The sequence below is a fragment of the Aureimonas glaciei genome (assembly GCF_014643375.1).
Taxonomy (GTDB): Bacteria; Pseudomonadota; Alphaproteobacteria; order Rhizobiales; family Rhizobiaceae; genus Plantimonas; species Plantimonas glaciei.
This window is the reverse complement of the sequence record NZ_BMJJ01000003.1, coordinates 394,488-418,910: the sequence shown is the minus strand read 5'-3', so window position 1 is coordinate 418,910 and position 24,423 is coordinate 394,488. Positions and strand designations below refer to the sequence as shown.

Annotated in this window: 23 protein-coding genes; 11 read left to right on the top strand and 12 right to left on the bottom strand. The window is 67.7% G+C overall.

Annotation, left to right across the window (positions count from 1 at the left end; genetic code table 11):
- Positions 1–6: 6 nt before the first annotated feature.
- The 5 genes from IEX88_RS08725 to IEX88_RS08705 form a co-directional block, all read right to left on the bottom strand.
- Positions 7–1,053, bottom strand: coding sequence for an ABC transporter ATP-binding protein (locus IEX88_RS08725; protein WP_188850187.1), 1,047 nt, complete (start codon positions 1,051–1,053; stop codon positions 7–9).
- Between the two features lie 147 nt (positions 1,054–1,200).
- On the bottom strand, positions 1,201–2,319 hold the full coding sequence (gene modC / locus IEX88_RS08720; RefSeq protein WP_188850186.1) for a molybdenum ABC transporter ATP-binding protein: 1,119 nt from the start codon (positions 2,317–2,319) through the stop codon (positions 1,201–1,203).
- Positions 2,316–3,017: a molybdate ABC transporter permease subunit gene (gene modB, locus IEX88_RS08715; RefSeq protein ID WP_188850185.1), complete on the bottom strand. Its 702-nt coding sequence runs from the start codon at positions 3,015–3,017 to the stop codon at positions 2,316–2,318. Before modB ends, modC begins: the two co-directional genes overlap by 4 nt.
- A gap of 205 nt (positions 3,018–3,222) precedes the next feature.
- Positions 3,223–4,044 (bottom strand): transglutaminase-like domain-containing protein, encoded by an 822-nt coding sequence (locus IEX88_RS08710; protein WP_188850184.1) that lies wholly within the window; start codon positions 4,042–4,044, stop codon positions 3,223–3,225.
- 182 nt (positions 4,045–4,226) lie between these two features.
- Positions 4,227–5,399: an amidase gene (locus IEX88_RS08705; protein ID WP_188850183.1), complete on the bottom strand. Its 1,173-nt coding sequence runs from the start codon at positions 5,397–5,399 to the stop codon at positions 4,227–4,229.
- A gap of 158 nt (positions 5,400–5,557) precedes the next feature.
- On the opposite strand from IEX88_RS08705, the gene IEX88_RS08700 reads away from it, so the two are divergent.
- The gene (locus IEX88_RS08700; RefSeq protein WP_188850182.1) at positions 5,558–6,412 is read left to right on the top strand and encodes a hormone-sensitive lipase; all 855 of its coding nucleotides are present in this window, start codon (positions 5,558–5,560) and stop codon (positions 6,410–6,412) included.
- A gap of 226 nt (positions 6,413–6,638) precedes the next feature.
- The gene (locus tag IEX88_RS08695; RefSeq protein WP_188850181.1) at positions 6,639–7,139 is read left to right on the top strand and encodes a DUF427 domain-containing protein; all 501 of its coding nucleotides are present in this window, start codon (positions 6,639–6,641) and stop codon (positions 7,137–7,139) included.
- Positions 7,140–7,150: 11 nt separating this feature from the next.
- On the opposite strand, the gene IEX88_RS08690 is transcribed toward IEX88_RS08695, so the two are convergent.
- Complete coding sequence (locus IEX88_RS08690; RefSeq protein WP_188850180.1) at positions 7,151–7,603, bottom strand: hypothetical protein; 453 nt, start codon at positions 7,601–7,603, stop codon at positions 7,151–7,153.
- A gap of 94 nt (positions 7,604–7,697) precedes the next feature.
- Positions 7,698–8,327 (bottom strand): bifunctional nicotinamidase/pyrazinamidase, encoded by a 630-nt coding sequence (gene pncA / locus IEX88_RS08685; RefSeq protein ID WP_188850179.1) that lies wholly within the window; start codon positions 8,325–8,327, stop codon positions 7,698–7,700.
- Positions 8,328–8,519: 192 nt separating this feature from the next.
- Between pncA and IEX88_RS08680 the strand changes: the two genes are divergently transcribed.
- Positions 8,520–9,269 carry a phosphatase PAP2 family protein gene (locus tag IEX88_RS08680; protein ID WP_188850178.1) on the top strand — a complete coding sequence of 250 codons (750 nt, stop codon included), beginning with the start codon at positions 8,520–8,522 and terminating at the stop codon, positions 9,267–9,269.
- An 81-nt stretch (positions 9,270–9,350) separates the two neighbouring features.
- Here IEX88_RS08680 and mmsB read toward each other — a convergent pair whose 3' ends face one another.
- From mmsB to chvE, 3 genes are all read right to left on the bottom strand, one after another.
- Positions 9,351–10,553, bottom strand: coding sequence for a multiple monosaccharide ABC transporter permease (gene mmsB / locus IEX88_RS08675; protein ID WP_188850177.1), 1,203 nt, complete (start codon positions 10,551–10,553; stop codon positions 9,351–9,353).
- Positions 10,550–12,097: a multiple monosaccharide ABC transporter ATP-binding protein gene (mmsA, locus tag IEX88_RS08670; protein WP_188850176.1), complete on the bottom strand. Its 1,548-nt coding sequence runs from the start codon at positions 12,095–12,097 to the stop codon at positions 10,550–10,552. Before mmsA ends, mmsB begins: the two co-directional genes overlap by 4 nt.
- 128 nt (positions 12,098–12,225) lie before the next feature.
- Positions 12,226–13,326, bottom strand: coding sequence for a multiple monosaccharide ABC transporter substrate-binding protein (gene chvE / locus IEX88_RS08665; RefSeq protein ID WP_188850175.1), 1,101 nt, complete (start codon positions 13,324–13,326; stop codon positions 12,226–12,228).
- A gap of 320 nt (positions 13,327–13,646) precedes the next feature.
- Between chvE and IEX88_RS08660 the strand changes: the two genes are divergently transcribed.
- From IEX88_RS08660 to IEX88_RS08630, 7 genes are all read left to right on the top strand, one after another.
- Positions 13,647–14,435, top strand: coding sequence for a FadR/GntR family transcriptional regulator (locus IEX88_RS08660; RefSeq protein ID WP_244639964.1), 789 nt, complete (start codon positions 13,647–13,649; stop codon positions 14,433–14,435).
- On the top strand, positions 14,432–15,355 hold the full coding sequence (locus IEX88_RS08655) for a Gfo/Idh/MocA family protein (protein WP_188850173.1): 924 nt from the start codon (positions 14,432–14,434) through the stop codon (positions 15,353–15,355). The genes IEX88_RS08660 and IEX88_RS08655 overlap by 4 nt, the downstream gene beginning before the upstream one ends.
- A 51-nt stretch (positions 15,356–15,406) precedes the next feature.
- Entirely contained in the window at positions 15,407–17,215 is a 1,809-nt protein-coding gene (locus tag IEX88_RS08650) for an IlvD/Edd family dehydratase (protein ID WP_188850172.1), read from the top strand.
- Between the two features lie 100 nt (positions 17,216–17,315).
- Positions 17,316–18,272 carry a 2-dehydro-3-deoxygalactonokinase gene (locus IEX88_RS08645; RefSeq protein WP_188850171.1) on the top strand — a complete coding sequence of 319 codons (957 nt, stop codon included), beginning with the start codon at positions 17,316–17,318 and terminating at the stop codon, positions 18,270–18,272.
- A 10-nt stretch (positions 18,273–18,282) separates the two neighbouring features.
- Positions 18,283–18,966 carry a 2-dehydro-3-deoxy-6-phosphogalactonate aldolase gene (locus IEX88_RS08640; RefSeq protein ID WP_188850170.1) on the top strand — a complete coding sequence of 228 codons (684 nt, stop codon included), beginning with the start codon at positions 18,283–18,285 and terminating at the stop codon, positions 18,964–18,966.
- Positions 18,963–19,841, top strand: a complete 879-nt coding sequence (locus tag IEX88_RS08635) for an SMP-30/gluconolactonase/LRE family protein (protein ID WP_244639963.1) — start codon at positions 18,963–18,965, stop codon at positions 19,839–19,841. The genes IEX88_RS08640 and IEX88_RS08635 overlap by 4 nt, the downstream gene beginning before the upstream one ends.
- 174 nt (positions 19,842–20,015) lie before the next feature.
- On the top strand, positions 20,016–20,363 hold the full coding sequence (locus IEX88_RS08630; RefSeq protein ID WP_188850169.1) for a hypothetical protein: 348 nt from the start codon (positions 20,016–20,018) through the stop codon (positions 20,361–20,363).
- Positions 20,364–20,445: 82 nt separating this feature from the next.
- Here the strand turns inward: IEX88_RS08630 and IEX88_RS08625 are convergent, their stop codons facing one another.
- Entirely contained in the window at positions 20,446–22,062 is a 1,617-nt protein-coding gene (locus IEX88_RS08625; protein ID WP_188850168.1) for a putative bifunctional diguanylate cyclase/phosphodiesterase, read from the bottom strand.
- A 339-nt stretch (positions 22,063–22,401) separates the two neighbouring features.
- Positions 22,402–22,884 carry an SRPBCC family protein gene (locus tag IEX88_RS08620; RefSeq protein ID WP_188850167.1) on the bottom strand — a complete coding sequence of 161 codons (483 nt, stop codon included), beginning with the start codon at positions 22,882–22,884 and terminating at the stop codon, positions 22,402–22,404.
- Positions 22,885–23,300: 416 nt separating this feature from the next.
- Here IEX88_RS08620 and IEX88_RS08615 point away from each other — a divergent pair, with 416 nt between their 5' ends.
- On the top strand, positions 23,301–24,320 hold the full coding sequence (locus tag IEX88_RS08615) for an SOUL family heme-binding protein (RefSeq protein ID WP_188850166.1): 1,020 nt from the start codon (positions 23,301–23,303) through the stop codon (positions 24,318–24,320).
- Positions 24,321–24,423: the final 103 nt, after the last annotated feature.

Here is a 24,423-nt window from a genome sequence, read left to right as displayed (position 1 = left end):
CCCGCGTCAGCCCGGCACGATGTAGGCGTCGGAGACGGCGACGTGCACGCTCTCGCCGATCGCCGGCGGCAGCACGCAGTCGACCGCGATCGTCTCGCCGAAGCCCGTGCGCAGGAGCACCTCGAACACCGGCCCGCGATAGATCGCGCCGATCACGGTCGCGGCCATCCCCACCGTATCGAGGCGCATGGTTTCCGGCCGCAGCAGCACCGTCGCCGGCCCGAGCACGGCGCCCTGACCCGCCGAGAGGCGCGCGCCGAAAGAATGGCCGGCGACGGTGACGAGCGCCATGCCCTCGCCGCAGGAGGAGACGTCGCCGGCGACGAGAAAGCCGCGGCCGACGAAGCCGGCGACGGTGCGGTCGGCGGGTGCGGCATAGACGGTACCCGGCGCGTCCGCCTGCAGGACGCGGCCCGCCTGCATCACCACCACCCGGTCGGCCAGCGCCAGCGCCTCGGACTGGTCGTGCGTGACATAGACCATGGTGGTGCCCGTCCGCTCGTGGATCTCGCGGAAGGCGACCGTCATCGAGGCGCGGAGATGCATGTCGAGATTGGCCAACGGCTCGTCGAACAGGATGATCTTCGATTCCGCGACGAGGCAGCGCGCGAGCGCCACGCGCTGCCGCTGGCCGCCGGAGAGTTCCTCGATCCGGCGTTCGGCAAAGCCATGGAGGCCCACCGTCGCCAGCACCGCCTCGACCCGTTCCGCGCTCTCGGCGCGCCCGACGCGGCGCGTCTTCAGGGGATAGGCGACGTTCGCGCCGACATTCATATGCGGCCACAGCGCATAGGACTGGAAGACGACGCCGACGCCGCGGTGCTCGGGCGCCACCAGCCGCGTGCCATCGGCGACGACGTCGTCCCCCAGCCGGATCTCGCCGCTGTCGGGCGACTCGAAGCCGGCGATGAGGCGCAGCAGCGTGGTCTTGCCGCAGCCCGACGCGCCGAGGAGTGCGGTGAAGGAGCCGGAGGCGAAATCGAGGGAGATGTCGGCAAGGGCCTGCGTGGCGCCGAAGCGCTTGGCGACCCCGCGCACGGAAATGGCGGTCATATCGTTCCTTCTGTCGCACAAGCCTCTAGGCGGCGCACATGACGAATTTGCGAAGGTGCGGATTTTTCCCAGAACGACTGGGTGGCCGTTCCATCAGCCGGGCCGCCGTCGTCGGACCGGGCGTCACCGCCGCCAGCGGCCTGCGCTTCAACCGTCGTCCGGGGCCGGCGCCGCTGACGCGAGCGCCTCGCTGTGGCGGTCGAAGGAGACGGTCTTCAGGACGGCCTGCACCGGCATGCCGATGGCGAGCCCGAGGGTGGCGACCGACAGGCGCGTGATGCGGGCAGAAATCTCGGCGCCGTGGCAGTCGAGCCGGACGTCCGCCGAGGCCGGCCCGCTGTCCTCGATGGCCAGGATGGCGCCGGAGAGGACGTTGAGCGCGCTGAGGCCCTCCGGCGGCCGCGTCGCGATCATCACGTCGCGGGCTCGCAGCCGCAGCCGCACCGGGCTGCCGATCGCGGCGGAGAGGCGCGGCACGTGCAGCGTTCCCGCCGGCGAGAACAGGAGGGTCAGGCCGAAACGCTTGTCATGGCTTTCGACCCGCGTGTCGAGGACGCTGCCGGCTTCGACCTCGTCGGTCATCGGATAGAGGTCGAGACGGCGCAGCGTCGTGGCCGGATCGCCCTTCGCCACCACCCGTCCGGCCGCGAGCACGACCACCGTCGTCGCCAGCTGCTCGACCTCGGCGACGGAATGGCTGACATAAAGGATGGGGATCCCCGCCTCGTCGCGCAGGCGACGGATATAGGGGAGGATTTCCGCCTTGCGGGCGTCGTCGAGGGCGGCCAGCGGCTCGTCCATCAGGATCAGGCGCGGACTGGCGATCAGCGCCCTTCCGATGGCGACGCGCTGTCGCTCGCCGCCCGACAGGAGGCTCGGCCGGCGAGAGAGCAGCGGCGCGATGCCGAGGAGATCGACCACCCTGTCGAAGGACTGGTAGCGCTCGGCCTTCGGCGTGAACCAGCGGCCGTAGACGAGATTCTGCCGGACGGTGAGATGCGGAAACAGCCGCGCGTCCTGGAAGACGTAGCCGAGCCGGCGCCGGTGTTTTGGCACGAAGACCTTCGCGCCGGTGTCGACCAATACCCGGCCCTCGACGGCAATGCGGCCTTCGTCGGGCCGCATCAGGCCGCCGACGAGGTTGACGAGCGAGGTCTTGCCCGAGCCGGAGGGTCCGAACAAAGCGGTGAGGCCGCCCTCGCTCTCGAAACGGACATCGAGGGAGAAGTCGCCGAGCCGGTGCCGCAGGTCGATCGCGACCGTCATGCCCGCTCGATCCGCCGCCCGACGCGCCGCGCCAGGAATTCCGACAGCATCAGGGCGGTCATCGAGATCGCTATCGAGACCAGCGTCAGCCGCATCGCGCCGGCATCGCCCCCCGGCACCTGCAGGAAGCTGTAGATCGCCGACGGCAGGGTCTGCGTCTCGCCGGGGATGTTGGAGACGAAGGTGATCGTCGCGCCGAACTCGCCCATCGCCTTGGCGAAGGAGAGGATCATGCCGGCGATGATGCCGGGCAGGATCAGCGGCAGGGTCACGGAGAGGAAGACCCAGGCGGGCGACGCCCCGAGCGTGCCGGCGGCATCCTCCAGCCGGCGGTCGACCGCCTCGAGCGACAGCCGCATCGCTCGCACCATCAAAGGCAGGCCCATCACTGCGCAGGCGAGCGCCGCGCCGGTCCAGCGGAAGGCGAAGACGATGCCGAAATGGGTTTCGAGAAAGGCACCGATCGGTCCGCGGCGGCCGAAGCCGATGAGGAGGAGATAGCCGGTGACGACCGGCGGCAGCACCAGCGGCAGGTGCACGAGGCCGTTCAGGAACGCCTTGCCCCAAAACTCCCCGCGCGCCAGGACGAAGGCGAGAAACAGCCCGATCGGCAGGCTGGCCAGCATGGCGACGAGTGCGACGCGGATGCTGAGGCGCACCGCCGTCCACTCTTCCGGGCTCAGCGCCAGCCAGTCCACGATGATCCGTCCTCCGGGGCCGGCGGCATGCCGGACCTGTCTTCCTTCGCAGCGACGGCGGCAGCCGTAAAGCCCCCGGTTGGCGAAGGACACGGACCCTCGAAGGGGCAAGGAAGCTCTCGCCCGGCGCAGGCATCAGTCGGATGCTGCGCGATGGGCAGAGGGACGCGCATGGCGTTCCTCTTCCCCCGCCAAAAAGCTCCGGCTATTCGGCGGTGGCCGGCAGGATCTCGTCGGTGATGACGTCGAATCGCGACAGCATGGTCGGGCCGAAATGCGTGGTCAGCGCCACGTCGGTGGCGTCGCGGCCGACGGCCATCAGGATGCGGCCGATCCGCGGCGTGTTGTGCCGCGCATCGAACGTATACCAGTGGCCGCCGAGATAGACCTCGAACCAGGCGCTGAAATCCATGGGATAGGGCACGGCGGGAACGCCGATGTCGCCGAGATAGCCGGTGCAGTAGCGCGCCGGAATGTTCATGCAGCGGCAGAGCGTGATCGCCAGATGCGCAAAATCGCGGCACACGCCCACCCGCTCGCTGAAGCCGCCATGCGCGCTGCGCGTGGCGTCGGCGAGTTGGTAGTCGAAGCGGATGTGGTTGTGCACGAAGTCGCAGATCGCCTGCACGCGCCCCCAGCCGAGCGGCGTGTTGGCGAACTGCGCCCAGGCGAAGTTGCCGAGGCGGTCGGTGTCGCAGTAGCGGCTGCCGAGGAGGAAGACGAGCACCTCGTCCGGCAGGTCCTTGATGTCGTGCTGGATGGCGTCCCACGCGGTGATGTCGGGCTGGCCGGTATCGTAGATGTCGAAGCGGGTCGAGATGGTCGTCAGCCCGGGCGGCGCGGTGATGCGGCTGCAGGCATTGCCGAAGCCGTCGACATAGTCCCAGGCCTCGATGTCCCGGTCGAAGGTCAGGGTCTGGTCGGTCAGGAGGTCGACGCGGCGCGAGGGATGGATGTTGAGCACCAGCAGCATGGGCGTCGGCTGCCAGCACTCGTAAGCCACATCGAAACCAGCGCGAATTTTCATGGGAGCTCCACCAAGCAGACCGGACCTCGGACTTTCGCCCGCAACACAGGCAATGCAAGGGGTGTGCCATGGTTTCATCGCGGTGATGAAAATCGTCGCAATGGCCGGCGCGGCCTGTCACCGTCCGCCGGCAAGCGCCGGTCGGCGGGGGAGCGTAACCGCCTCAGAAGGAGCCGGCAGCCTCACCGCGGCCACATCCGGCGAGCCAGGGCTACGAGAGAGGCGTCCGAGCCGCGGGGTCCGATCAGCGAGATGCCGATCGGGCCGCCGGTCGTCCGGCCGGCCGGCACGGTCACCTGCGGCAGGCCGGCGAGGCCGGCGACGGCGAGCAGCGTGATCGCCTGGTGGCGAAAGCTGTCGAGGATGTCGGCGCCGGCATCGAGGCGGAAGGGTGCATCGTGCACCGGCGGCGCGATCAGCACGCCATCCGTGCCGAGGAGGGCGTCGATGCCGGCGCGAAACCGGGCGCGGACCTTCGCCGCCGCCTCTTCCTGCGCCGCCGTCAGCGACCGCGCATAGGCGAAGCGCTGCTCGACCGGGGCGCTGAGGACAGGACGGACCTTGTCGATCCAGGGGCCGAACTCGGCCAGGATCTCGCGCGACTGCAGGATGCGGAAGGCGTCGTAGACCTGGTTGGCCGGCAGATCGGCATAGACCTCGACGCCCGCGGCCTCGAGGCCTTCGCAGACCGTTTCCAGCACGGCGCCGGCCTCCCCGGCCATCCGCGCGAACATGTCGTCTGCCCGCATCAGCCGCGGCGCGGCAGGCAGCGGACAGGTGTCGTCGCCGAGGAGGACGGCGCCGGTCTTCTCCAGCGTCTCCCCGTCGCGGGCGAAGAAGCCGAGCGTGTCGAAACTCGCCGCCAGCGTCATGCAGCCGTCGAGCGAGATCCGGTCCTGCGTCGGGCGCAGACCCCAGAGGCCGCAGAAACTCGCCGGCGCGCGCACCGAGCCGCCGGTATCCGAGCCGATGCCAATGTCGACAAGGCCGGCCGCCACGGCCGCGGCCGATCCCGAGGAAGAGCCGCCGGGGATGCGGTCGGGCGCGGCGCTGTTCACCGGCGTGCCGAAATGCGGGTTCATGCCATAGAGCGACCAGGCGATCTCGTCGGTCTGCGTCTTGCCGGTGAAGACGGCGCCCGCATCGAGCAGCGCCTGGATCGCCGGCGCCGTGCGCTCCTTGACCTCGCTCTGCGCCAGGATGAAGGGGCTGCCGCAACCGGTGCGGTAGCCCTTCACGTCGAAGAGGTCCTTCACCCCGAGCCGCAGGCCCGCCAGCGGCCCCTCGGCGGCCGAGGCCACGGGAACCGCGGGATAGGGAAGAAACGCCCCGACCGTGTCGTCATCCATCAACATCGCCGCTTCTCCCGCGCTTCTCGAGCGATCGTCCCTTCCCCTGTTGCCACCGTCAGCCCAGATGAGCAATGTCCTGCCGGTATCCGGCGGTGCATCATCGCGCAGCGGCGCGCGTCATCGCCCTCCCCCAACCGGGCGCTGCCTCGAGGAGAAGACCCATGAAGATCGACGCGGCGAAGCGCCTCGAGGACAACGACATCGCCTATTCCAATTCGGGCGCGGTGAAGGGCGCGGACGCGTTCGCGCCGCGCTGGGCGGCGGAGGCCGAGACGTTTCGCGCCGCGCTGATGGCCGACGGGCGCGGCAGCCTCGACCAGCCCTATGGCGACGGCGCCCGACAGGTCTACGACCTCTTCCTGCCGGTGCATCCGCCACGCGGCCTCTTCGTCTTCGTGCATGGCGGCTACTGGCAGCGGCTGGACAAGAGCTTCTTCTCGCATCTGGCGGCGGGCCCCCTGGCGCGCGGCTTTGCCGTCGCCATCCCGAGCTACACACTCTGCCCGGACATCCGGATAGCCGGGATCGTCCAGGAGATCGCAGCCTTCCTGGCGCATGTCGCCGCCGAGGTCGACGGGCCGATCACGCTCGCCGGCCACTCCGCCGGCGGCCATCTCGTCGCCCGCATGGCCGCCTCTCCCTCGCCGCTGGGCGAGGACGTGCGGGCCCGCATCGCCGCCGTGGTGCCGATCAGCGGCGTCCACGATCTGCGCCCCCTCCTCGGCAATTCGATGAACACGGTCCTGCACCTCGACGCCGCAGAGGCGCGGGCGGAGAGCCCGGCGCTGCTCGATCCGGCCATCACGGCGCCCGTCACCTGCTGGGTCGGCGGCAACGAACTGCCGGAATTCCTGCGCCAGAACGCGCTGCTGGCGAGCCTCTGGTACGGCGTCGGCGTGGCCACCCGTGCCGTCGTCAGCCCCGGCCGGCACCACTTCGACGTCATCGACGATCTCGCCGACGCCGACAGCGCCATGACCGCGCTCGTCAGCCCGCAGCCGCCCGAGCCGGACTGAGGCGGCCGGACAGAGGACGGCAGAAGGCCCGCCGATGCCCTCTGCCGACTGACGGTCGTGTTGTCTGATCAACAGGTTGGCGATCCTTCCTGAAAAACCGATTCGGCCACTTCACGCGATGATTCCGGAAGCTGTCGCATCGATTCAGCCGGCGCCGGGTCGCGGCAGGACGATCGGCCGCAGCACCGCCCCTCGAACGCTGCTAGCCGCGCCCCAGATAGCGCCGATGAACCTTCGCCCCCGCCGAGACCCCCCCGCCCCCGGACAGGAAAGCGTCTGGGATTTTCCGCGTCCCGCCCGCGTCGAGAGCACCGCGTCCTGCCTGCGCGTCGTCTTTGCCGGCCGGGTCGTCGCCGAGACGCGCCGGGGCTTTCGCGCCATCGAGACCAGCCACCCGCCGTCCTACTATTTTCCACCTGATGACGTGGAGACGGCGCTGCTCGTCCCGGCCTCGCGGCGGACGCTGTGCGAATGGAAAGGCGGCGCCGCCTATCACGACCTCGTCGCTGGCGACCGTCGCGCCGTCGACGCCGCCTGGTCCTACCCCCGTCCGACGCCCGACTTCGCGGCGATCGCCGGCTATTTCGCCTTCTATCCCGGCAGGGTCGACGCCTGCTTCGTCGACGACGAGCCCGTCACGCCGCAGGAAGGCGATTTCTATGGCGGCTGGATCACGCGCGCACTCTCCGGCCCGTTCAAGGGACCGCCCGGCACGCAATTCTGGTGAAAGCGGGCCCTCTAGGTGTGATGCCCCGTCTCGTCGACGCTGAGAAACTGCAGCACCCTGTTCAGCATCTGCTGCTCGGCGTCGATCAGCACCTGGACGGCAGCGATCCGCGAACCGCGCGGATGCCGAAACGCTTCGCCGAGATAGGCATCGGTCTGTGATCGCGTGGTCGAAAGCTGTGCCAGGAGGTTCTTGAATTCGTGGTTCCAATAGGCCCCGCCTTTGGCGTCGGGCCGATCGACCAGCTTGATCGAATCGCACCCGACCGAGCCGGACGTCCGCCCCGGATCGTCCCATTCCACGGGAACGCGCCAGCCGCGATCCTCGACGCCGAATCGGAGGGAAGACTCCGTCTCGACGACGGCGACAGGCGCGCCATTGACGGTGCCCAGACCAAAACTGGGATGCTCGATCCGATCTCCCCACTGAAACTGATAGGGCCTGCCCGCCTGATGATCGCTCATTGGGTAACCCTTGTTGTCCGATGCGGATGATGACCGGCGCGCTGAGGCACAAGGGTTTTGCGAAGGTTTGGTTGCAAAGCGCGCAATCCGGCAGCTAGAGGCCGAGAGCGCTGCTCGTTTCGACGGCCACGCCCGCCGCGGCCATGTCCGCCATCGCCCGTGCCAGCGAGCCGCCGAGATCGATGGCCCGGCAGGCGTCCTCGATCAGCACGACCTCGAAGCCCTTGCCGCGCCCGTCGAGGGCGGTCCAGGCGACGCAGAAGTCGAGCGCGAGGCCGGCGACGAAAATCCGCTCGACACCGCGTTCCCGGAGATAGCCGCCAAGGCCCGTCGGCGTCACGCGGTCGGCCTCGAGGAAGCCGGAATAGCTGTCGACATGCGGATGGGTGCCCTTGCGCACGATCGCCTGCGCCGACGGCAGGTCGAGGCCAGGGTGGAAGGCGGCGCCCTCGCTACCCTGGACACAGTGGTCCGGCCAGAGCACCTGCGTGCCGTAGGCGGCCGCCACCGTCTCAAAGGGCGCCTGGGCGTGGGTGGAGGCGAAGGAGATGTGGCCGGCGGGATGCCAGTCCTGTGTCAGGACGATGGTGCCGAAGGCCCGTCCGAGCCGGTTGACGACCGGGACGACCGCGTCCCCGCCCGGCACGGCGAGCGCGCCGCCGGGACAGAAATCCCTCTGCATGTCGACGACGACCAGCGCATCCCCTGCCGAAATCTGCCGCATCCGCTGACTCTCCAGTCCTTCAATTCCCTCGCGGGGCGCGCCTCGGTGCAAGCCCCCGCGACGATGCGAAATTTCGGGCGACGAGGCCAGCGTCAAAGCGGGTGCCATGACTTTTGCGCCAGCGACAGGGACAAACTGCCTGGCCGCCCTATGATGGCAGTTCTCTCTACGCTTCCTGCCGATCGGATCCCCATGCCCGCACCCGCCACGCTTTTCGACATCCGCGCCTGGATCGCCTGGGGAAGGCGGCATGTGGAGGCCGCAACCCTGATCAAGCTCGGCGTCGCCGCCGCCGCCGTCTACGCCTTCTTCGCGATCGCCGGCGAGGTCATGGAGGGCGACACGCACGGCTTCGATGCCGAGATCCTGCTGGCGCTGCGCAGCGCCGCCGATCCGGCCAATCCGCTCGGGCCGCGCTGGATGCAGGAAGTGCTGCGCGATTTCACCGCGCTCGGCGGCCATGCCGTGCTGACGCTGATCACGCTGGCCGTCGCCGGCTTTCTCTGGATGCAGGGCAAGCGGCGCTCCATGGTGCTGGTGCTGGCGGCCATCCTGTCAGGATTTCTGCTGTCGTCGCTGTTGAAGCTCGGCTTCGCCCGGCCGCGCCCGGATCTCGTGCCGCATGGGACGACCACCTACACCGCCAGCTTTCCAAGTGGCCATGCCATGCTGTCGGCGATCGTCTACCTGACGCTCGCCGCCCTCGTCGCCCGCGTCCAGGAAACCCGGCTGATGAAGATCTATCTCCTGACCGTCGCCTGTCTGCTGACCGTGACGATCGGCTTCAGCCGCGTCTATCTCGGCGTCCACTGGCCGACCGACGTCATCGCCGGCTGGTCGGCCGGCGCCGCCTGGGCGCTGATGTGGTGGACGATCGCCTCCTGGCTGGAGACGCGCGGCGTCGTCGAGAAGGAAGTGACGACGACGCCGATAGAACAGTAACCGCCAGGAGGAGGCCGGCACGAAAAGGGGCGCTGCCGATGGCGCGCCCCCGTTTCCGAGCCGTTCGCTTAAAGGCGCCGGTTACGCCTTGTTGCGGTTGTAGACGTCGAAGCAGACGGCGGCGAGAAGGACGAGGCCCTTGATCACCTGCTGGTCGTCGATGCCGATGCCCATGATCGACATGCCGTTGTTCATCACGCCCATGATGAAGGCGCCGATCACCGCGCCGGTGACCTTGCCGACGCCGCCATAGGCCGAGGCGCCGCCGATGAAGCAGGCGGCGATGACGTCGAGCTCGAAGCCGACGCCGGCCTTCGGCGTCGCCGAGTTGAGGCGGGCGGCGAAGATGAGGCCGGCGAGCGCGGCGAGCACGCCCATGTTGACGAAGGCGAGGAAGGTCAGTCGCTCGGTGTTGATGCCCGAGAGCTTCGCGGCCTTCTCGTTGCCGCCGACGGCGTAGATGCGCCGACCGATGGTCGTGCGCGTCGTCATGAAGCCGTAGATGGCGATGAGGACGGCCATGACCATCAACACGTTCGGGAAGCCGCGATAGGACGCCATGAGATAGGTGATCAGCATGATCGCCGCGGCGATGAAGATGTTGCGGCCGAGGAAGAGACCGAAAGGCTCGTCGACCTTGCCCAAGCGGGCCTGCTTCTGCCGGGCGCGGTGGCTGAAGTAGACGAGCGCGAGCGCAGCCAGCGCGCCGAGCACGATCGTCGTCATGTGGACGCCGCCGCCGGCCGACAGGAAATCGGGGATGAAGCCCTTGGACAGAAGCTGGAAGGTCTCCGGGAACGGGCCGACCGAGGCCGAACCCAGAACCTTCAGCGTCAGGCCGCGGAAGACGAGCATGCCGGCCAGCGTGACGATGAAGGACGGCACCTTGAAATAGGCGACGAGATAGCCCTGCGCCGCGCCGACGATGGCGCCGACGGCGAGGCACAGCAGCGCCGAGGAGAAGCCGTCGAGGCCCATCTTGACCATCAGCACCGCGCCGAGGCCGCCGATGAAGCCGGCGACGGAGCCGACGGAAAGATCGATGTGCCCGGTGATGATGACCAGCAGCATGCCGATCGCCATGATGATGATGTAGCTGTTCTGCAGCACCAGGTTGGTGAGGTTCAGCGGCTTCATCAGCACGCCGTCGGTCATGACCTGGAAGAAGATCATGATCACGACCAGCGCCAGCAGCATGCCGTATTCGCGGATGTGCGACTTCAGGAAGCCGAAATCGAAGCCGCTCTGCGGCGTGGTCGGCTCGTCGGCCGTCTTGATGCTCATAGCGTGTCACCCTGGACTTGCTGGCCTGACCGGATGATCGCCCGCATGATGCTTTCCTGGCTCGCCTCGGCGGCCGGCATTTCGGCGACGATCCGGCCTTCGTTCATGACATAGATGCGGTCGCAGATGCCGAGGAGTTCCGGCATTTCCGAGGAGATCACGAGGACGCCTTTGCCCTCGTTCGCCAGCTGGTTGATGATGGTGTAGATTTCGAACTTGGCGCCGACGTCGATGCCGCGCGTCGGCTCGTCGAGGATCAGAAGCTCCGGCCCCGAGAAGAGCCATTTCGACAGCACCACCTTCTGCTGATTGCCGCCGGAGAGGTTCAGCGCCTTCTGGAAGATGCCGGAGCAGCGGATCTTCAGCTTGTCGCGGAATTCCTCCGCGACCGAGCGCTCGCGGTGATTGTCGATCACCCCGCCCTTGGAGATCCCGCCGAGATTGGCGAGCGAGATGTTCTGCTTGATGTCGTCGTCGAGGATCAGGCCGAACTGCTTGCGGTCCTCGGTGACGTAGGCGATGCCGGCCTCGATGGCGCGCGGGATGGTCGAAACGTCGACCGGCTTGCCGTGCATCAGCACCTCGCCGGAGACGTTGCGGCCGTAGGACTTTCCGAAGACGCTCATAGCGAGTTCGGTGCGCCCGGCGCCCATCAGTCCGGCGATGCCGACGACCTCGCCCTTGCGAACGTTGATGGCGATGTCGTTGAGGACCTGCCGCTTGGAGCTGAGGTGGTGGAAGGCGTTCCAGTTGCGCACCTCGAACAGCATCTCGCCGATCTTCGGGGTGCGCGCGGGATAGCGGTCCGCGAGGCTCCGGCCGACCATGTCGCGGATGATGCGATCTTCCGAGATCGCCTCCTTCTTGCAGTCGAGCGTCGAGACGGTCGAGCCGTCGCGCAGCACGGTGATCTGGTCGGCGACGCGGGAGATCTCGTTCAGCTTGTGCGAGATCAGGATCGCGGCCATGCCCTGCGCCTTGAACTCCAGGAGGAGGTCGAGGAGGGCCTGGCTGTCGCTCTCGTTGAGGCTCGCCGTCGGCTCGTCGAGGATGAGGAGCTTCACGTCCTTGGCCAGCGCCTTGGCGATCTCGACCAGCTGCTGCTTGCCGACGCCCAGATCCTTGATCAGCGTCGTCGGCGACTCCTTCAGCCCGACCTTGGCGAGCAGCTCGGCCGTCTTCGCATTGGCGAGGTTCCAGTCGATGATGCCGTAGCGCGCCACCTCGTTGCCGAGGAACATGTTCTCGGCGATCGACAGCAGCGGCACCAGCGCCAGTTCCTGGTGGATGATGATGATGCCGAGATGCTCGGAATCGGAAATGCCGGCGAACTCGCGCGCTTCGCCCTCGTAGCGGATCTCACCCTCGTAGCTGCCATGCGGGTAGACGCCCGACAGCACCTTCATCAGGGTCGACTTGCCGGCGCCGTTCTCGCCGCAGATCGCGTGGATCTCGCCCGGCCGGACCGTCAGATTGACGTTGTCGAGCGCCCGAACGCCCGGAAATGTCTTGGTGATGCCGCGCATCTCGAGAATGGGAGCCATTGTTCCTCCACCGGCCCGTCCGCCCGCGGCCCTGCCGCGATGTGGGAGATAGCCGGGTTGCCGCCCGTATGCAAAAGCGGCCCGGGAAGCATGACGCTGTCCCGGGCCGCGACCTGTGTGGTTCGGCCTTACTTGACCTGGTCGGCGGTGTAGTAGCCGCTGCCGACGAGGATCTCTTCCCAGTTCGACTTGTCGACCGGGACCGGCTTCAGGAGGTAGGACGGCACGACCTTGACGCCGTTGTCGTAGGTCTTGGTGTCGTTGACCGGAACCTCGGTGCCAGCGGCCATGGCGTCGACCATGTCGACGGTGACCTTGGCGAGCTCGCGGGTGTCCTTGAAGATGGTCGAGAACTGCTCGCCGGCGATGATCGACTTGACCGACTGGACTTCCGCGTCCTGGCCGGAGACGACCGGCATCGGCATGTCGCCCGAGCCGTAGCCGACGCCCTTCAGCGACGAGATGATGCCGATCGACAGGCCGTCATAGGGCGACAGCACGGCGTCGACCTTCTTGTCGGCGTAGTTGGCGGACAGGAGGTTGTCCATGCGGGCCTGGGCCGTCGCCGGATCCCAGCGCAGCGTGCCGACCTTGTCCATGCCGGTCTGGCCGGACTGGACGACGAGCTTGCCGGAGTCGATCAGCGGCTGCAGGACGCTCATCGCGCCATCGTAGAAGAAGAAGGCGTTGTTGTCGTCCGGGGAGCCGCCGAACAGCTCAATGTTGAACGGGCCGGCCGCGTCGGGAAGGCCGAGCTTGTCGACGATCGACTGGGCCTGCAGCACGCCGACCTGGAAGTTGTCGAAGGTCGCGTAATAGTCGACGTTCGGCGAGTTCTTGATCAGGCGGTCATAGGCGATGACCTTGATGCCGGCGTCGTGCGCCTGCTGCAGCACGTCGGTCAGCGTCGTGCCGTCGATCGAGGCGATGACGAGAACCTTGGCGCCCTTGGTGACCATGTTCTCGATCTGCGAGAGCTGGGTCGGGATGTCGTCCTCGGCGTACTGGAGATCGGCAGTGTAGCCCTTCTCCGTCAGCGTCTTGACCATGTTGTCGCCGTCCGCGATCCAGCGCGCAGAGGACTTCGTCGGCATCGATACGCCGACGGTGCCCTTGTCCTGCGCAAAGGCGGCAGGCGTGAGGGCGGCCAAGCCGAAGACGGCGCCGGCCAGAAGCAGTTTCAATGATTTCACAGGTGTCTCCCAAAATGACGGTGTGTCGCGACGCATCCCAGCCGGAAAGCTCGCGCTTTCGGGGCCACCGCCACGTCGCAAATATCGGTCGCTCCTCCACGCCATCCCCGACAGTCGATCGTCGATCGTCCGGCCAGCGGCTGCCCGAGCGAAAGGGCGCCTGGATGGTTTGGCGAACTTGATTTTGTTTGACGCGGCTGTCAAGGCCGATATCGCCATTCATCATATCAATCCCCGGTCCTGACGACCTGCATGGTTAGCATTGCTTCTGAGACGTCCAATGATAGGATGATTGCGGGCACAGGCGGGATGAAATGGACGAAGCGGCAAGGCAGCCCGAGCACTGGGGAGGCGGTGTGAGGGGAGAGAAGATCAACCGCACCATGACGCTGGCGGCCGAACTCGGCTGCAAGATCACCTCGGGGGCACTGGCGGCGGGATCCCTGCTGCCGACGGAAGCGGAGATCCAGACGCGCTACGGCGTGTCGCGCACCGTGGTGCGCGAAGCCATCCGCCACATCGCCGCCAAGGGCCTCGTCACCGTCGGACCGAAGGTCGGCACGCGGGTGCGCCACAACAACGACTGGAACATCCTCGACGCCGAGGTGATGCGCTGGCACCTGATGGCGGGCGAACGACGGCGCTTCGTCGAGGCGCTGTACGAGATGCGGCTGATCAACGAGCCGGAGGCGGCGCGTCTGGCCGCATCGCGAATCACGCCGGAGCAGTCGGATCGTCTCGCCGACGCGCTGGCGGCGATGGCCGTGCACCCGCGCGGCTCGGAAAAGCTGATCATCGCCGATCTCGACTTCCACCGGATCATCCTCGAGGCCACCGGCAATCCGATTCTGCGCTCGCTCGGGACCATGATCGAGCGCAGCCTGTCGATCTCCTTCTCCCTGTCCTGGCGGCAGAATCCGCAGGACGAGACGGTCCGCCAGCATGCCCGCGTCCACGACGCGATCGTGCAGGGGGACGGCGAGGCGGCGAGCCTGTTCATGCGGCGCCTGATCGAAAGCGCCTTCCAGGACGTCGTCGCCGCGCTCTACAACGAACCTGCGGCGGCAGCAGCGCCGCCGCATCCCTTCTCAGCCAACGGCAGCGCGGCTCCGCCTCCTGCCGTTTCACAGGTAGCTTGGAAATGAAGACCATCACGGTCGGCCTCGTCGGGGTCGGCAAGATCGCGCGGGACCAGCACATCCCCTCGCTCGCCCGCACGCCCGGAATCGAACTCGTCGCCGCCTGCAGCCGCAATGCGGCCGTCGAGGGCGTCCAGAACTTCGCCACCCTGACCGAGATGCTGGCGGCCCTGCCCGACCTCGACGCCGTGGCGCTCTGCACGCCGCCGCATGTCCGCCATGCGCTGGCCGCCGAGGCGCTGGCCGCCGGCAAGCACGTCCTCCTGGAAAAGCCCCCCGGCGCGACCCTGTCGGAAATCGAGCCGCTGATCGCGGCGGCCGATGCCAAGGGCCTGACCCTGTTCGCCACCTGGCACTCGCGCTTTGCGCCGGGCGTCGCGCCGGCCCGCGATTTTCTCCGCGATGCCGCGATCACGGGCGTTTCGGTCGAGTGGAAGGAAGACGTGCGCCACTGGCATCCCGGCCAGGAATGGATCTGGGAGCCCGGCGGGCTCGGCGTCTTCGATCCCGGCATCAACGCCCTCTCGATCGTCACGGCGATCCTGCCGCGGCCGATCTTCCTCACCGGCGCGACACTCGAATTTCCGTCCAACCGCGCCACGCCGATCGCCGCCGACCTCGCCTTCACCGACGGCGACGGGCTTTCGGTCACCGCCGTCTTCGACTGGCGGCAGACCGGACCGCAGACCTGGGACATCCATGTCGATACCGACAAGGGGCGGCTGACGCTGTCCTCCGGCGGCGCCAGGCTCGCCATTGCCGGCGCGGCTGTGGGCATCGGCCCGGAAGCGGAATATGACGGGATCTACGCCCGCTTCGCCGAGCTCGTCACGGCCGGCCAGTCGGACGTCGATGTCGCGCCGCTGCGCCATGTCGCGGATGCCTTCATGCTCGGCCGCCGCCAGACGGTCGAAACCTTCGACTAGCCAATCCTTCGCGACCTATTGATCCTCAAGACAGACAAGAAGCTGAAGACCATGCTGAAAAACAACGATACGACGGGCCGGCCGAAACTGCGTTCGCGCGCCTGGTTCGACAATCCGAGCAATCCCGACATGACGGCGCTCTATCTCGAGCGCTACCTCAATTTCGGCCTCAGCCTGGAAGAGCTGCAGTCGGGCATGCCGATCATCGGCATCGCGCAGACGGGCTCCGACCTCAGCCCCTGCAACCGCCACCACCTCGAGCTCGCCAAGCGCGTGCGCGACGGCATCCGCGAGATGGGCGGCATTCCGCTGGAATTTCCGGTGCATCCGATCCAGGAGACGGGCAAGCGCCCGACCGCGGGTCTCGACCGGAACCTTGCCTATCTCGCCCTCGTCGAGGTGCTCTACGGCTATCCGCTCGACGGCGTCGTCCTCACCATCGGCTGCGACAAGACCACGCCCGCCTGCCTGATGGCGGCGGCGACGGTGAACATTCCGGCGATCGCGCTCTCCGTCGGCCCGATGCTGAACGGCTGGTTCCGCGGCGAGCGCACCGGCTCGGGCACGATCGTCTGGAAGGCGCGCGAGCTGATGGCCAAGGGCGAGATCGACTACCAGGGCTTCATCAAGCTCGTGGCGTCCTCGGCCCCCTCGACCGGCTACTGCAACACCATGGGCACGGCGACGACGATGAACTCGCTGGCCGAAGCGCTCGGCATGCAACTGCCGGGCTCGGCCGCCATTCCCGCGCCCTACCGCGACCGCCAGGAAATGAGCTACCTCACCGGCAAGCGCATCGTGGAGATGGTGCATGAGGACCTGAAGCCCTCCGACATCCTGACGCGCGAGGCCTTCGAGAACGCCATCCGCGTCAACTCGGCGATCGGCGGTTCGACCAATGCGCCGATCCACCTCAACGCGCTGGCCCGCCATGTCGGCGTCGAGCTCTCGATCGACGACTGGCAGACCTATGGCGAGGAGATTCCGCTGCTGGTGAACCTGCAGCCGGCTGGCGAATATCTCGGCGAGGATTACTACCATGCCGGCGGCGTGCCGGCGGTGGTCAACCAGCTGATGACACAGGGGCTGATCCACGAGGACGCGCCGACCGTCAACGGCAAGTCGATCGGCGACAACTGCCGCGGCGCGCGGATCGAGGACGAGAACGTCATCCGTACCTTCGACAAGCCGATCAAGACGCATGCCGGCTTCCGCGTGCTGCGCGGCAACCTGTTCGATTCGGCCATCATGAAGCTCTCGGTGATCTCGCCGGAGTTCCGCCAGCGCTACCTTGCCAATGCCGCCGATCCCGAGGCCTTCGAGGGCCGCGCCATCGTCTTCGACGGCCCGGAGGACTACCATCACCGCATCGACGATCCGGAACTGGCGATCGACGAGCACTGCGTGTTGTTCATGCGCGGCGCCGGCCCGATCGGCTATCCCGGCGCGGCCGAGGTCGTGAACATGCGGGCGCCCGACTACCTGATCAAGCGCGGCATTTCCTCGCTCGCCTGCATCGGCGACGGCCGCCAGTCCGGCACCTCCGGCTCGCCCTCGATCCTCAACGCCTCGCCGGAAGCGGCCGCCGGCGGTGGCCTCGCGCTGCTGCAGACGGGTGACAAGGTCCGCATCGACATCGGCCGCGGCACCGCCGACATCCTGATCTCGGACGAGGAACTGGCCACGCGTCGCCAGTCGCTCGCCGACGATGGTGGCTATCAGTATCCGGCTCACCAGACGCCGTGGCAGGAGATCCAGCGCGCCTATGTCGGCCAGCTGTCGACCGGCGCCGTTCTGGAGCCGGCGATCGCCTACCAGCGCATCGCCCAGACCAAGGGCCTGCCGCGCGACAACCACTGACGCCGAAGGGTTTCCGGGACGGCGCCGTTGCGCGCCGTCCCGGACTGTCCCGACCATGCCCCTCCGTGATGGCCTGCCTCGACCGACGCCGGGAGAAACGATGACGACATCTGACACACGGCCGTTCTGCGCCGCCGCCGACTGGGGGACCACGAGCTTCCGTCTCTGGCTGCTCGGCCGCGACGGCACGGTGCTCGGCGAGCGCCGCAGCCGCGAGGGCATGCAGTCCGCCGCCAAGCCCGGATTTCACGCGGTGCTGGAGCAACATCTCCTGGCGCTGAAGGCGGCGGACGACCTGCCGGTCATCGTCTGCGGCATGGCCGGGTCGCGCCAGGGCTGGGTCGAGGCGCCCTATGTCGACGCGCCGGCGAGTTTCGACGCCATCGCCGGCGGCGCCATCCGCGTGCCCGACATCACCCGCGACGTGCGTATCCTGCCGGGCGTCGCGCAGCGGCCAGGTGTCGCCCAAAAGGCGACGGGCGCCGACGGACCGAGCCTTGGCCCCGACGTCATCCGCGGCGAGGAGACCCAGGTCATGGGCCTCGGTCTTGCCGCCGGTACCCTCCTCTGTCTCCCCGGCACGCATTCCAAGTGGATCAGCGTCGGCGACCGCCGCATCGACGGCTTCTCGACCTTCATGACGGGCGAGCTGTTCCAGCTCCTGTCGACGCAGTCGATCCTGCGCCACACCCTCGACCCGGACGCCGACGTGATGGCCGAGAGCGCCAGCTTCGTCGCCGGCGTCGAGGCGGGCCACGCCGCGCCCGCCCTCATCCTCAACCGGCTGTTCTCGCTGCGCGCCGACGGCCTGTTCGGCAGCCGCAGCCCGGCCAAGGCGCTCGCCCGCCTGTCCGGCATGCTGCTCGGCGTCGAGATCGCCGGCGCCGCCATGCTCCACCCCGAGCGCAGCGTCGTCCTCGCCGCCTCCGGGCCGCTGTTCGACCTCTACCGCACGGCGCTCGGCGCCGCCGGCTGGACGGTCGACGTCGCCGATGCCGACGCGGCCGTCCGCAAGGGGTTGTTGGCCGGCGCCCTGCAATGTTTCGCCTCCGCATAAAGGTCCCAGTATGAGCCACATTTCCTCCGCCGCTCCCGACGACGCCTCCCTCGTCGCCCGGGTCGCCTGGCCGACGCTCCGGCGCTCGCTGGTCGCGATCCTGCGCGGCCTGAGGCCGGAAGAGACCGAGGCGGTGGTCGGCGGCCTGATCGAGCTCGGCTTCGAGGCGATCGAAATCCCGCTGAATTCGCCCGAGCCCTTCCGCTCGATCGAGACCGCCGCGAAAATGGCGCCGGCTGGCGTCCTGATAGGGGCCGGCACGGTGCTATCGACCGAGGCCGTCGACCGGCTGAACGATGCCGGCGGCCGCCTTCTCGTCAGCCCCAACGTCAATCCGGCGGTGATCCGGCGTGCCGCCGCGCACGGCATGGTGACCATGCCGGGCGTCTTCACGCCGACCGAGGCCTTCACCGCGATCGACGCGGGCGCCTCGGCGCTGAAGTTCTTTCCCGCCGGCGTCCTCGGCGTCTCCGGCATCCAGGCGATGATGGCGGTGCTGCCGAAGGATATCCCGATCGGCGTCGTCGGCGGCGTGTCCGACAAGGATTTCGAGGCCTTCGCCCGGATCGGCGTCAAGGCCTTCGGGCTCGGCTCGAGCCTCTATAAGGCCGGCATGCCGGCCGCCGAGGTCGTGGACCGCGGCCGGGCGGCGATCGCCGGCTATGACGCTGCCTTTGCGGGAGCGGGCGCATGATCCCCGAACCGATGGCAACGACCGCCCTCGACGGCCCGGCCTGCCTTCTCGGCGAGGGACCGGCCTATGACGCGGCCACCGACACCGCCTGGTGGTTCGACATCCTCGGCCGGACGCTGTTCGAGCATGCGTTTTCGACCGGCGCGACCCGCGCGCATGCCCTGCCCTTCATGGCGAGCCAGCTCTCCGTCATCGACGACACGCGGCAGCTGATCTTCGCCGAGTCCGGCCTCTACGTCCGCGAAATCGGCACGGGCCGGCTGACGCTCCACACCGTCATCGAGGAATCCGACGCCGCCACACGCTGCAACGACGGGCGGGTGCATCCCTCCGGCGCGCTGTGGATGGGCACGATGGGCAAGGAGGGCGAGGAGGGTCTCGGCGCCCTCTACTGGTTCCACCGCGGTGAAGTCCGGCAGCTCTACCGCGGCATTTCGATCCCCAACGCCATCTGCTTTTCTCCCGATGGCGCCACGGCCTACTTCACCGACACGCCGACCGGCAGGCTGATGCGCGTGCCGACTGACCCGGCGACCGGCCTGCCCCAGGGCGATCCGACGATCTTCCATGATTCACACGCGGCCAATGGCGGGCCGGACGGCGCCGTGGTCGATGCCGAGGGATGCCTGTGGAACGCCCGCTGGGGCGGCGGGAGGATCGACGTCTACGGACCGGACGGCGGCCAGCTTCGGTCGATCGCCCTGCCCGTCAGCCAGCCGACCTGCCCGCTTTTCATCGGTGCCAGCGCCGACCGGCTGCTCGTCACCTCCGCACGCCAGGGTGTCAAGGTTGGCGCAGAGCCGGACGCCGGGCGCACGCTGCTGCTCGACCTGGCGGTGCGGGGCCGCCACGATGCGCGGGTGATGGTCGCCTGAGGGCGATAAGTTTCTCTGTTGCGTCGCAACAGGGAAACTTACTCCTAACTTTCTGATTCTCCTAGGTATTCGAGAACTGCAGGGCAGCTATGCGGCTGTGATATTGTGCGTCGCAGCGTAAAACCGTATTAGCATCGGTCAAGGCACACTCAATCTTTCTTAGGACCGTCCGCCATGACCCGTTCGCTTCTCCTCGCTCTGTCCACCCTTCTCGCCGTCGGCGCCGCCCAGGCTGACGACATCCGTCCGATGGCCGGCAAGAGCTTCGCGCTCGAAGCCGCTTCCGGCAACGTCTACTACACCCGCGAGGCCGAGGGCTTCCGCGTCGTCGCCACCATGAACGCCAACGAAGGCGCCGCTCCCGTGCGCATCGTCTCGACGCTGTCGGACGGCCAGGCGATGACGCTGTCGATCCCGACCGCTGTCGGCGAGGAAGCCCGCGAGATCGAAATCCGCCGCACCGGCGAGACCCTCAGCGTCGGCAACCCGCAGCCGCTGATGGTTCGCGCCTCGCTGAACTGAGACGCCGTCGCCATCATGAAGCGTCAGACGAGGGCCCTCCGGGGCCCTTTTCTTTGGCCAGGCGCGTGCTGCGGCGCCGCGCTCAGGCCGCCGAGGCGGTGACGGAAAGTTCCACGAACTGGCTGCTCTCGGCGATCAGCGCGGCCACCGCGTCGGCCCGCATCGCCTTGGCATAGTAGTAGCCCTGCACCTCGGTCAGCCCTTCCAGTCGGGCGAAGGTCAGCTGGCTCTCGGTCTCCACGCCTTCCAGAATGGTCTCCATCCGCAAGGCTCGTGACAGCCGGACGATCGTGCGCACGATCTCGGCGTCCTCCAGGCTCGCGGCGACGTCGCGGGTGAAGGAACGGTCGATCTTCAGCCGATCGAACGAGAAATTGCGCAGGTTCGACAGGCTGGAAAAGCCGGTGCCGAAATCGTCCATGGTGATGCGAACGCCCAGCGCCCGCAGCCGCGTCATCGCGCTCTGGACGCGGTGCGACGCTTCCAGGAGCAGGGATTCGGTGATTTCGAGATCGAGCCGGCCCGGCGCCAGGCCGCTTTCGGCCAGCGCCTGCTCGACATAGTCGACGAGATGGGCATCCTTGAACTGCACCGGCGACAGGTTGACGGCGATGCCGATGGGCTTTGGCCAGGTCGCCGCGACCTTGCAGGCCTCTGAGAGGATCATGCGGCCGAGCCGGACGATCAGGCCCGAGCTTTCGGCCAGCGGGATGAAATCGAGCGGCGGCACCAGGCCGCGGGTCGGGTGGTTCCACCGCACCAGCGCCTCGAAGCTGCGGATCGCGCCGCTCGCCGTGCCGTAGATCGGCTGATAGTACAGCTCGAACTCGCCGCGCTCCATTCCCGCCCGCATCTCCGCCTCGAGCTGCAGCTGATCGTCCTTCTCCGCCTTCATTTCCGGCAGGAAGACGCGGTAGCTGCTCTGCGGCTCCAGCTTGGCCTGGTAGAGGGCGACGTCGACGGAGCGCATCACGTCCGACCAGGTCGCGCCGTCGATGCCGACGCGGGCGATGCCGATCGACGTGTTGGGGCTGATCCGCGTGTCGTCCAGCCGCATTTCCTGCGTCACCACGGCCAGCAGCTTTTCGGCGAAGAGCTCCGGCATGGTCTCGTCGGCGCTCGGAAAATGCACGACGACGAACTCGTCGCCGCCCAGCCGCACCGCAATGTCCTCCGGCCCTGCCGCGGCGACCAGCCGGCGCGCGACTTCTTCCAGCACGAGGTCGCCGGCGCGATGGCCGAACGTGTCGTTCACGTGCTTGAAATCGTCGAGATCGAGCATGTAGAGCAGCGCGCCGCGGTGCTGCCAGATGCGGGTCGCCAGCCCCTCCTCAAGCCGCGTGGTGAGGTGCGCCCGGTTGTACAGCCCGGTGACGGGATCGAGATGGGCCTGCCGGCGAAGCAGACCTTCGGTCTGGTTCAGCTGGCCGAGCTTCTCGCGCAGGAGCCGCTGCGAACGGCCGATGGACAGGAAGATGCGGCCGATCACCACCGGCGAGAGCAGAGCCAGGCTGTGCATGGCCGTGGTGGAAAAGGTTTCGACAAGGCCGCCGCCGAGCCCGCTCCAGGCCCGCACCTGCATGTCGACGAGAAGGCCTGTCACCGAGAACATCAGGCCGAGACCCGCTCCCGCGGCGGCATAGCTGAGTTCCACCTTTCGCTGCCGCAAGGCATCCGTCACGGCACTGCTCGGCATCATCGGTCCCATCTGGCAGTCTCGCCCTTCCGCCATGCCTCGCCACGACGCCCGGCGCCGTCACGTTACCTGCGGTCAGGACAAGGAGGGTGAATTCTTCGACGGCGTTTGCTGGCATGGAAAATAGGGGACGAACTATTTCCGTCTGATTAAGCAGATGCCTTCCGTTGCGGAAATATGCCGACATCGCGGCTGCGGCGGTGTTTTCCTGCAATTGGGATGAGCAAAAGAGGCCAAATCCGGCCATAGCGGACCGAAGGTCACCCGCGCGACGGCGCCCTGCGGTGGCGAAAGGTAGGCCGGCGAGCCGCGGCACGCGGCCCGCCGGTTTTCGGCGCGGTTCTACTGCTGCAGTTTCTCGACCAGCGCGGCGATTCCGGACTCGTAGATGCCGACGATGGCCTCGGTCGCCTTTTCCTCGGTGGCTCCCTTGGCGTCGAAACGGCCGGTCCAGATGATCTCGCTCTCACCTGCCTCGTCGCCCTCCCGCACGGCGATCATCGACATGTAGTTGGCGACCGGCAGGGGACCGTCCACGATTTTGTAGCCGTAGGACCTCAGGCTGTCGTCCCGGCTGGTCTCCGTTTCGACCAGCGTACCGCCACCGGCGAGCGAGAGGGTACGCGTCCGTATGCCGTCCGCCTCGCTGAGGCTGCACTTTTCGACGGCCGGGTGCCAATCGCCGATGCCGCAGAATTCGCCGATCATGGCCCAGACCTTTGCCGGTGCCGCCGTCACCTCGGCACTGCGTTCCACGTCGATCGCCAGGGCCGGCGTCGCCAGCGCCAACAGTCCGGCCGCGATCAGGATCGTTCTTGTCGTCATGTCTTTCCTCCCGGGTGCCCCCGCCGAAGAAGCTAGTCGACCGGAAGGCGCCGGGAAGTGGTCCCCTGTTCCGAGGGAGGGAGGACTGCCAAGCGAGCGGACAAAAAAAAAGGACGGCACAGAGGCCGTCCTAAAAAATATCTGGAGTGTCAGGTTGGAAACCCGATGCACCAAGAACCGTCGTGGCGCCAGATAGTTGCATTGTCGCGGCAAATTTCTGATGCCGGCCGCGGCGGCCTCTCGGCATTCACCGCTGCGGCCCCGCCCCCGCGTGGCATCGCGGCGCCCGCGCAACCATCACTGCGGTCGATCGTTGTGGCGGCAAGCGGTATCGTTATGCGACCGTATAGTTCTTGCAGCCCTGCCGGCTCCCTCCCTCCCCGAGCCGGCCAATGCCCCCCATTCAGGAGACCAGAATGTTTCGAGACACGCCCAGCGCCTATGATCGCATCGCCGAGTCGATCAGCGACATCGGCGATCGCATCGCCGAACTGGAAGGCCAGGTCTCCGAACGCCTCAGCCCGACGCCGTCGATGAGCGAGCGCGTCCGGCGCTCCGTCGGCTTTCCGTCGCGCTCGCATTCATACCTGCCCGATGGTCTTCGGCACCTCTCGATGCCGACGACGGCCGATGCGCGGGCCTCTTACCGGAGTGTCGTCGACGCCCTGCCCGACCTGCGCGGTTCGTTGAGCGATCTGCGCTCGCATCTCCCGTCCTGGCGCCTGGGCAGCGTCGCCGCCCGTCTGCCGGATCCGCGGCTGCCGCGCGCGCCGAGCTTCAGGCGCGGCATGCAGGCCCAGCAGGGAATCGACTTCCTGCGCGGTCGCCCGGCCCTTACCACGCTGCTCGTCACCGGCGGTGTCGTCGCCGTGGTCGGCGCCGCCTTCTATGTCAGCAAGAAGGTCGCCGAGCACACCGAGGAGCCCGACTACGAGACCGTGCGCACCGACGGCGACATCGAGGTCCGCGACTACGACGCGATGATCGTCGCCGAGACGATCAAGAGCGGCTATCACGAGAAGGCCCGCCGCATCGGCTTCGAGACGCTGGCCGAATACATCTTCGCCGGCAACCGTTCGGGCAAGAAGATCGCGATGACGGCGCCCGTCCTCCAGCAGCTGTCCGAGAACGAGGGCAAGACCAAGGGCTGGGCGATCCGCTTCGTCATGCCGAAGAAGTTCACCAAGGCCACCCTGCCCGCGCCGGCTTCAGACGATGTGACAATCCGCGAGCTGCCGTCCAAGCGCGTCGTCGCGATCCGCTTCAACGGCAATTTCACGGCGAGCCTCGCGTCGAAGAAGCTGATGGTGCTCTACAACTACATCGCCGACGAGAACATGAAGCAGAAGGGCGATCCGGAATACGCCTTCTACAACCCGCCCTGGACGCCGGGCTTCATGAAGCGCAACGAGATCCTCATCGAGGTCGAGCGCTGAGGCTTTAAGCACCTTCGTCCGTCGCTGACGGGCTCCCCACGCCATCGGAAGGCGCATCGCAGTGTCGCGGTGCGCCTTTTGCGTTGGGGACGGCGCGCTCACG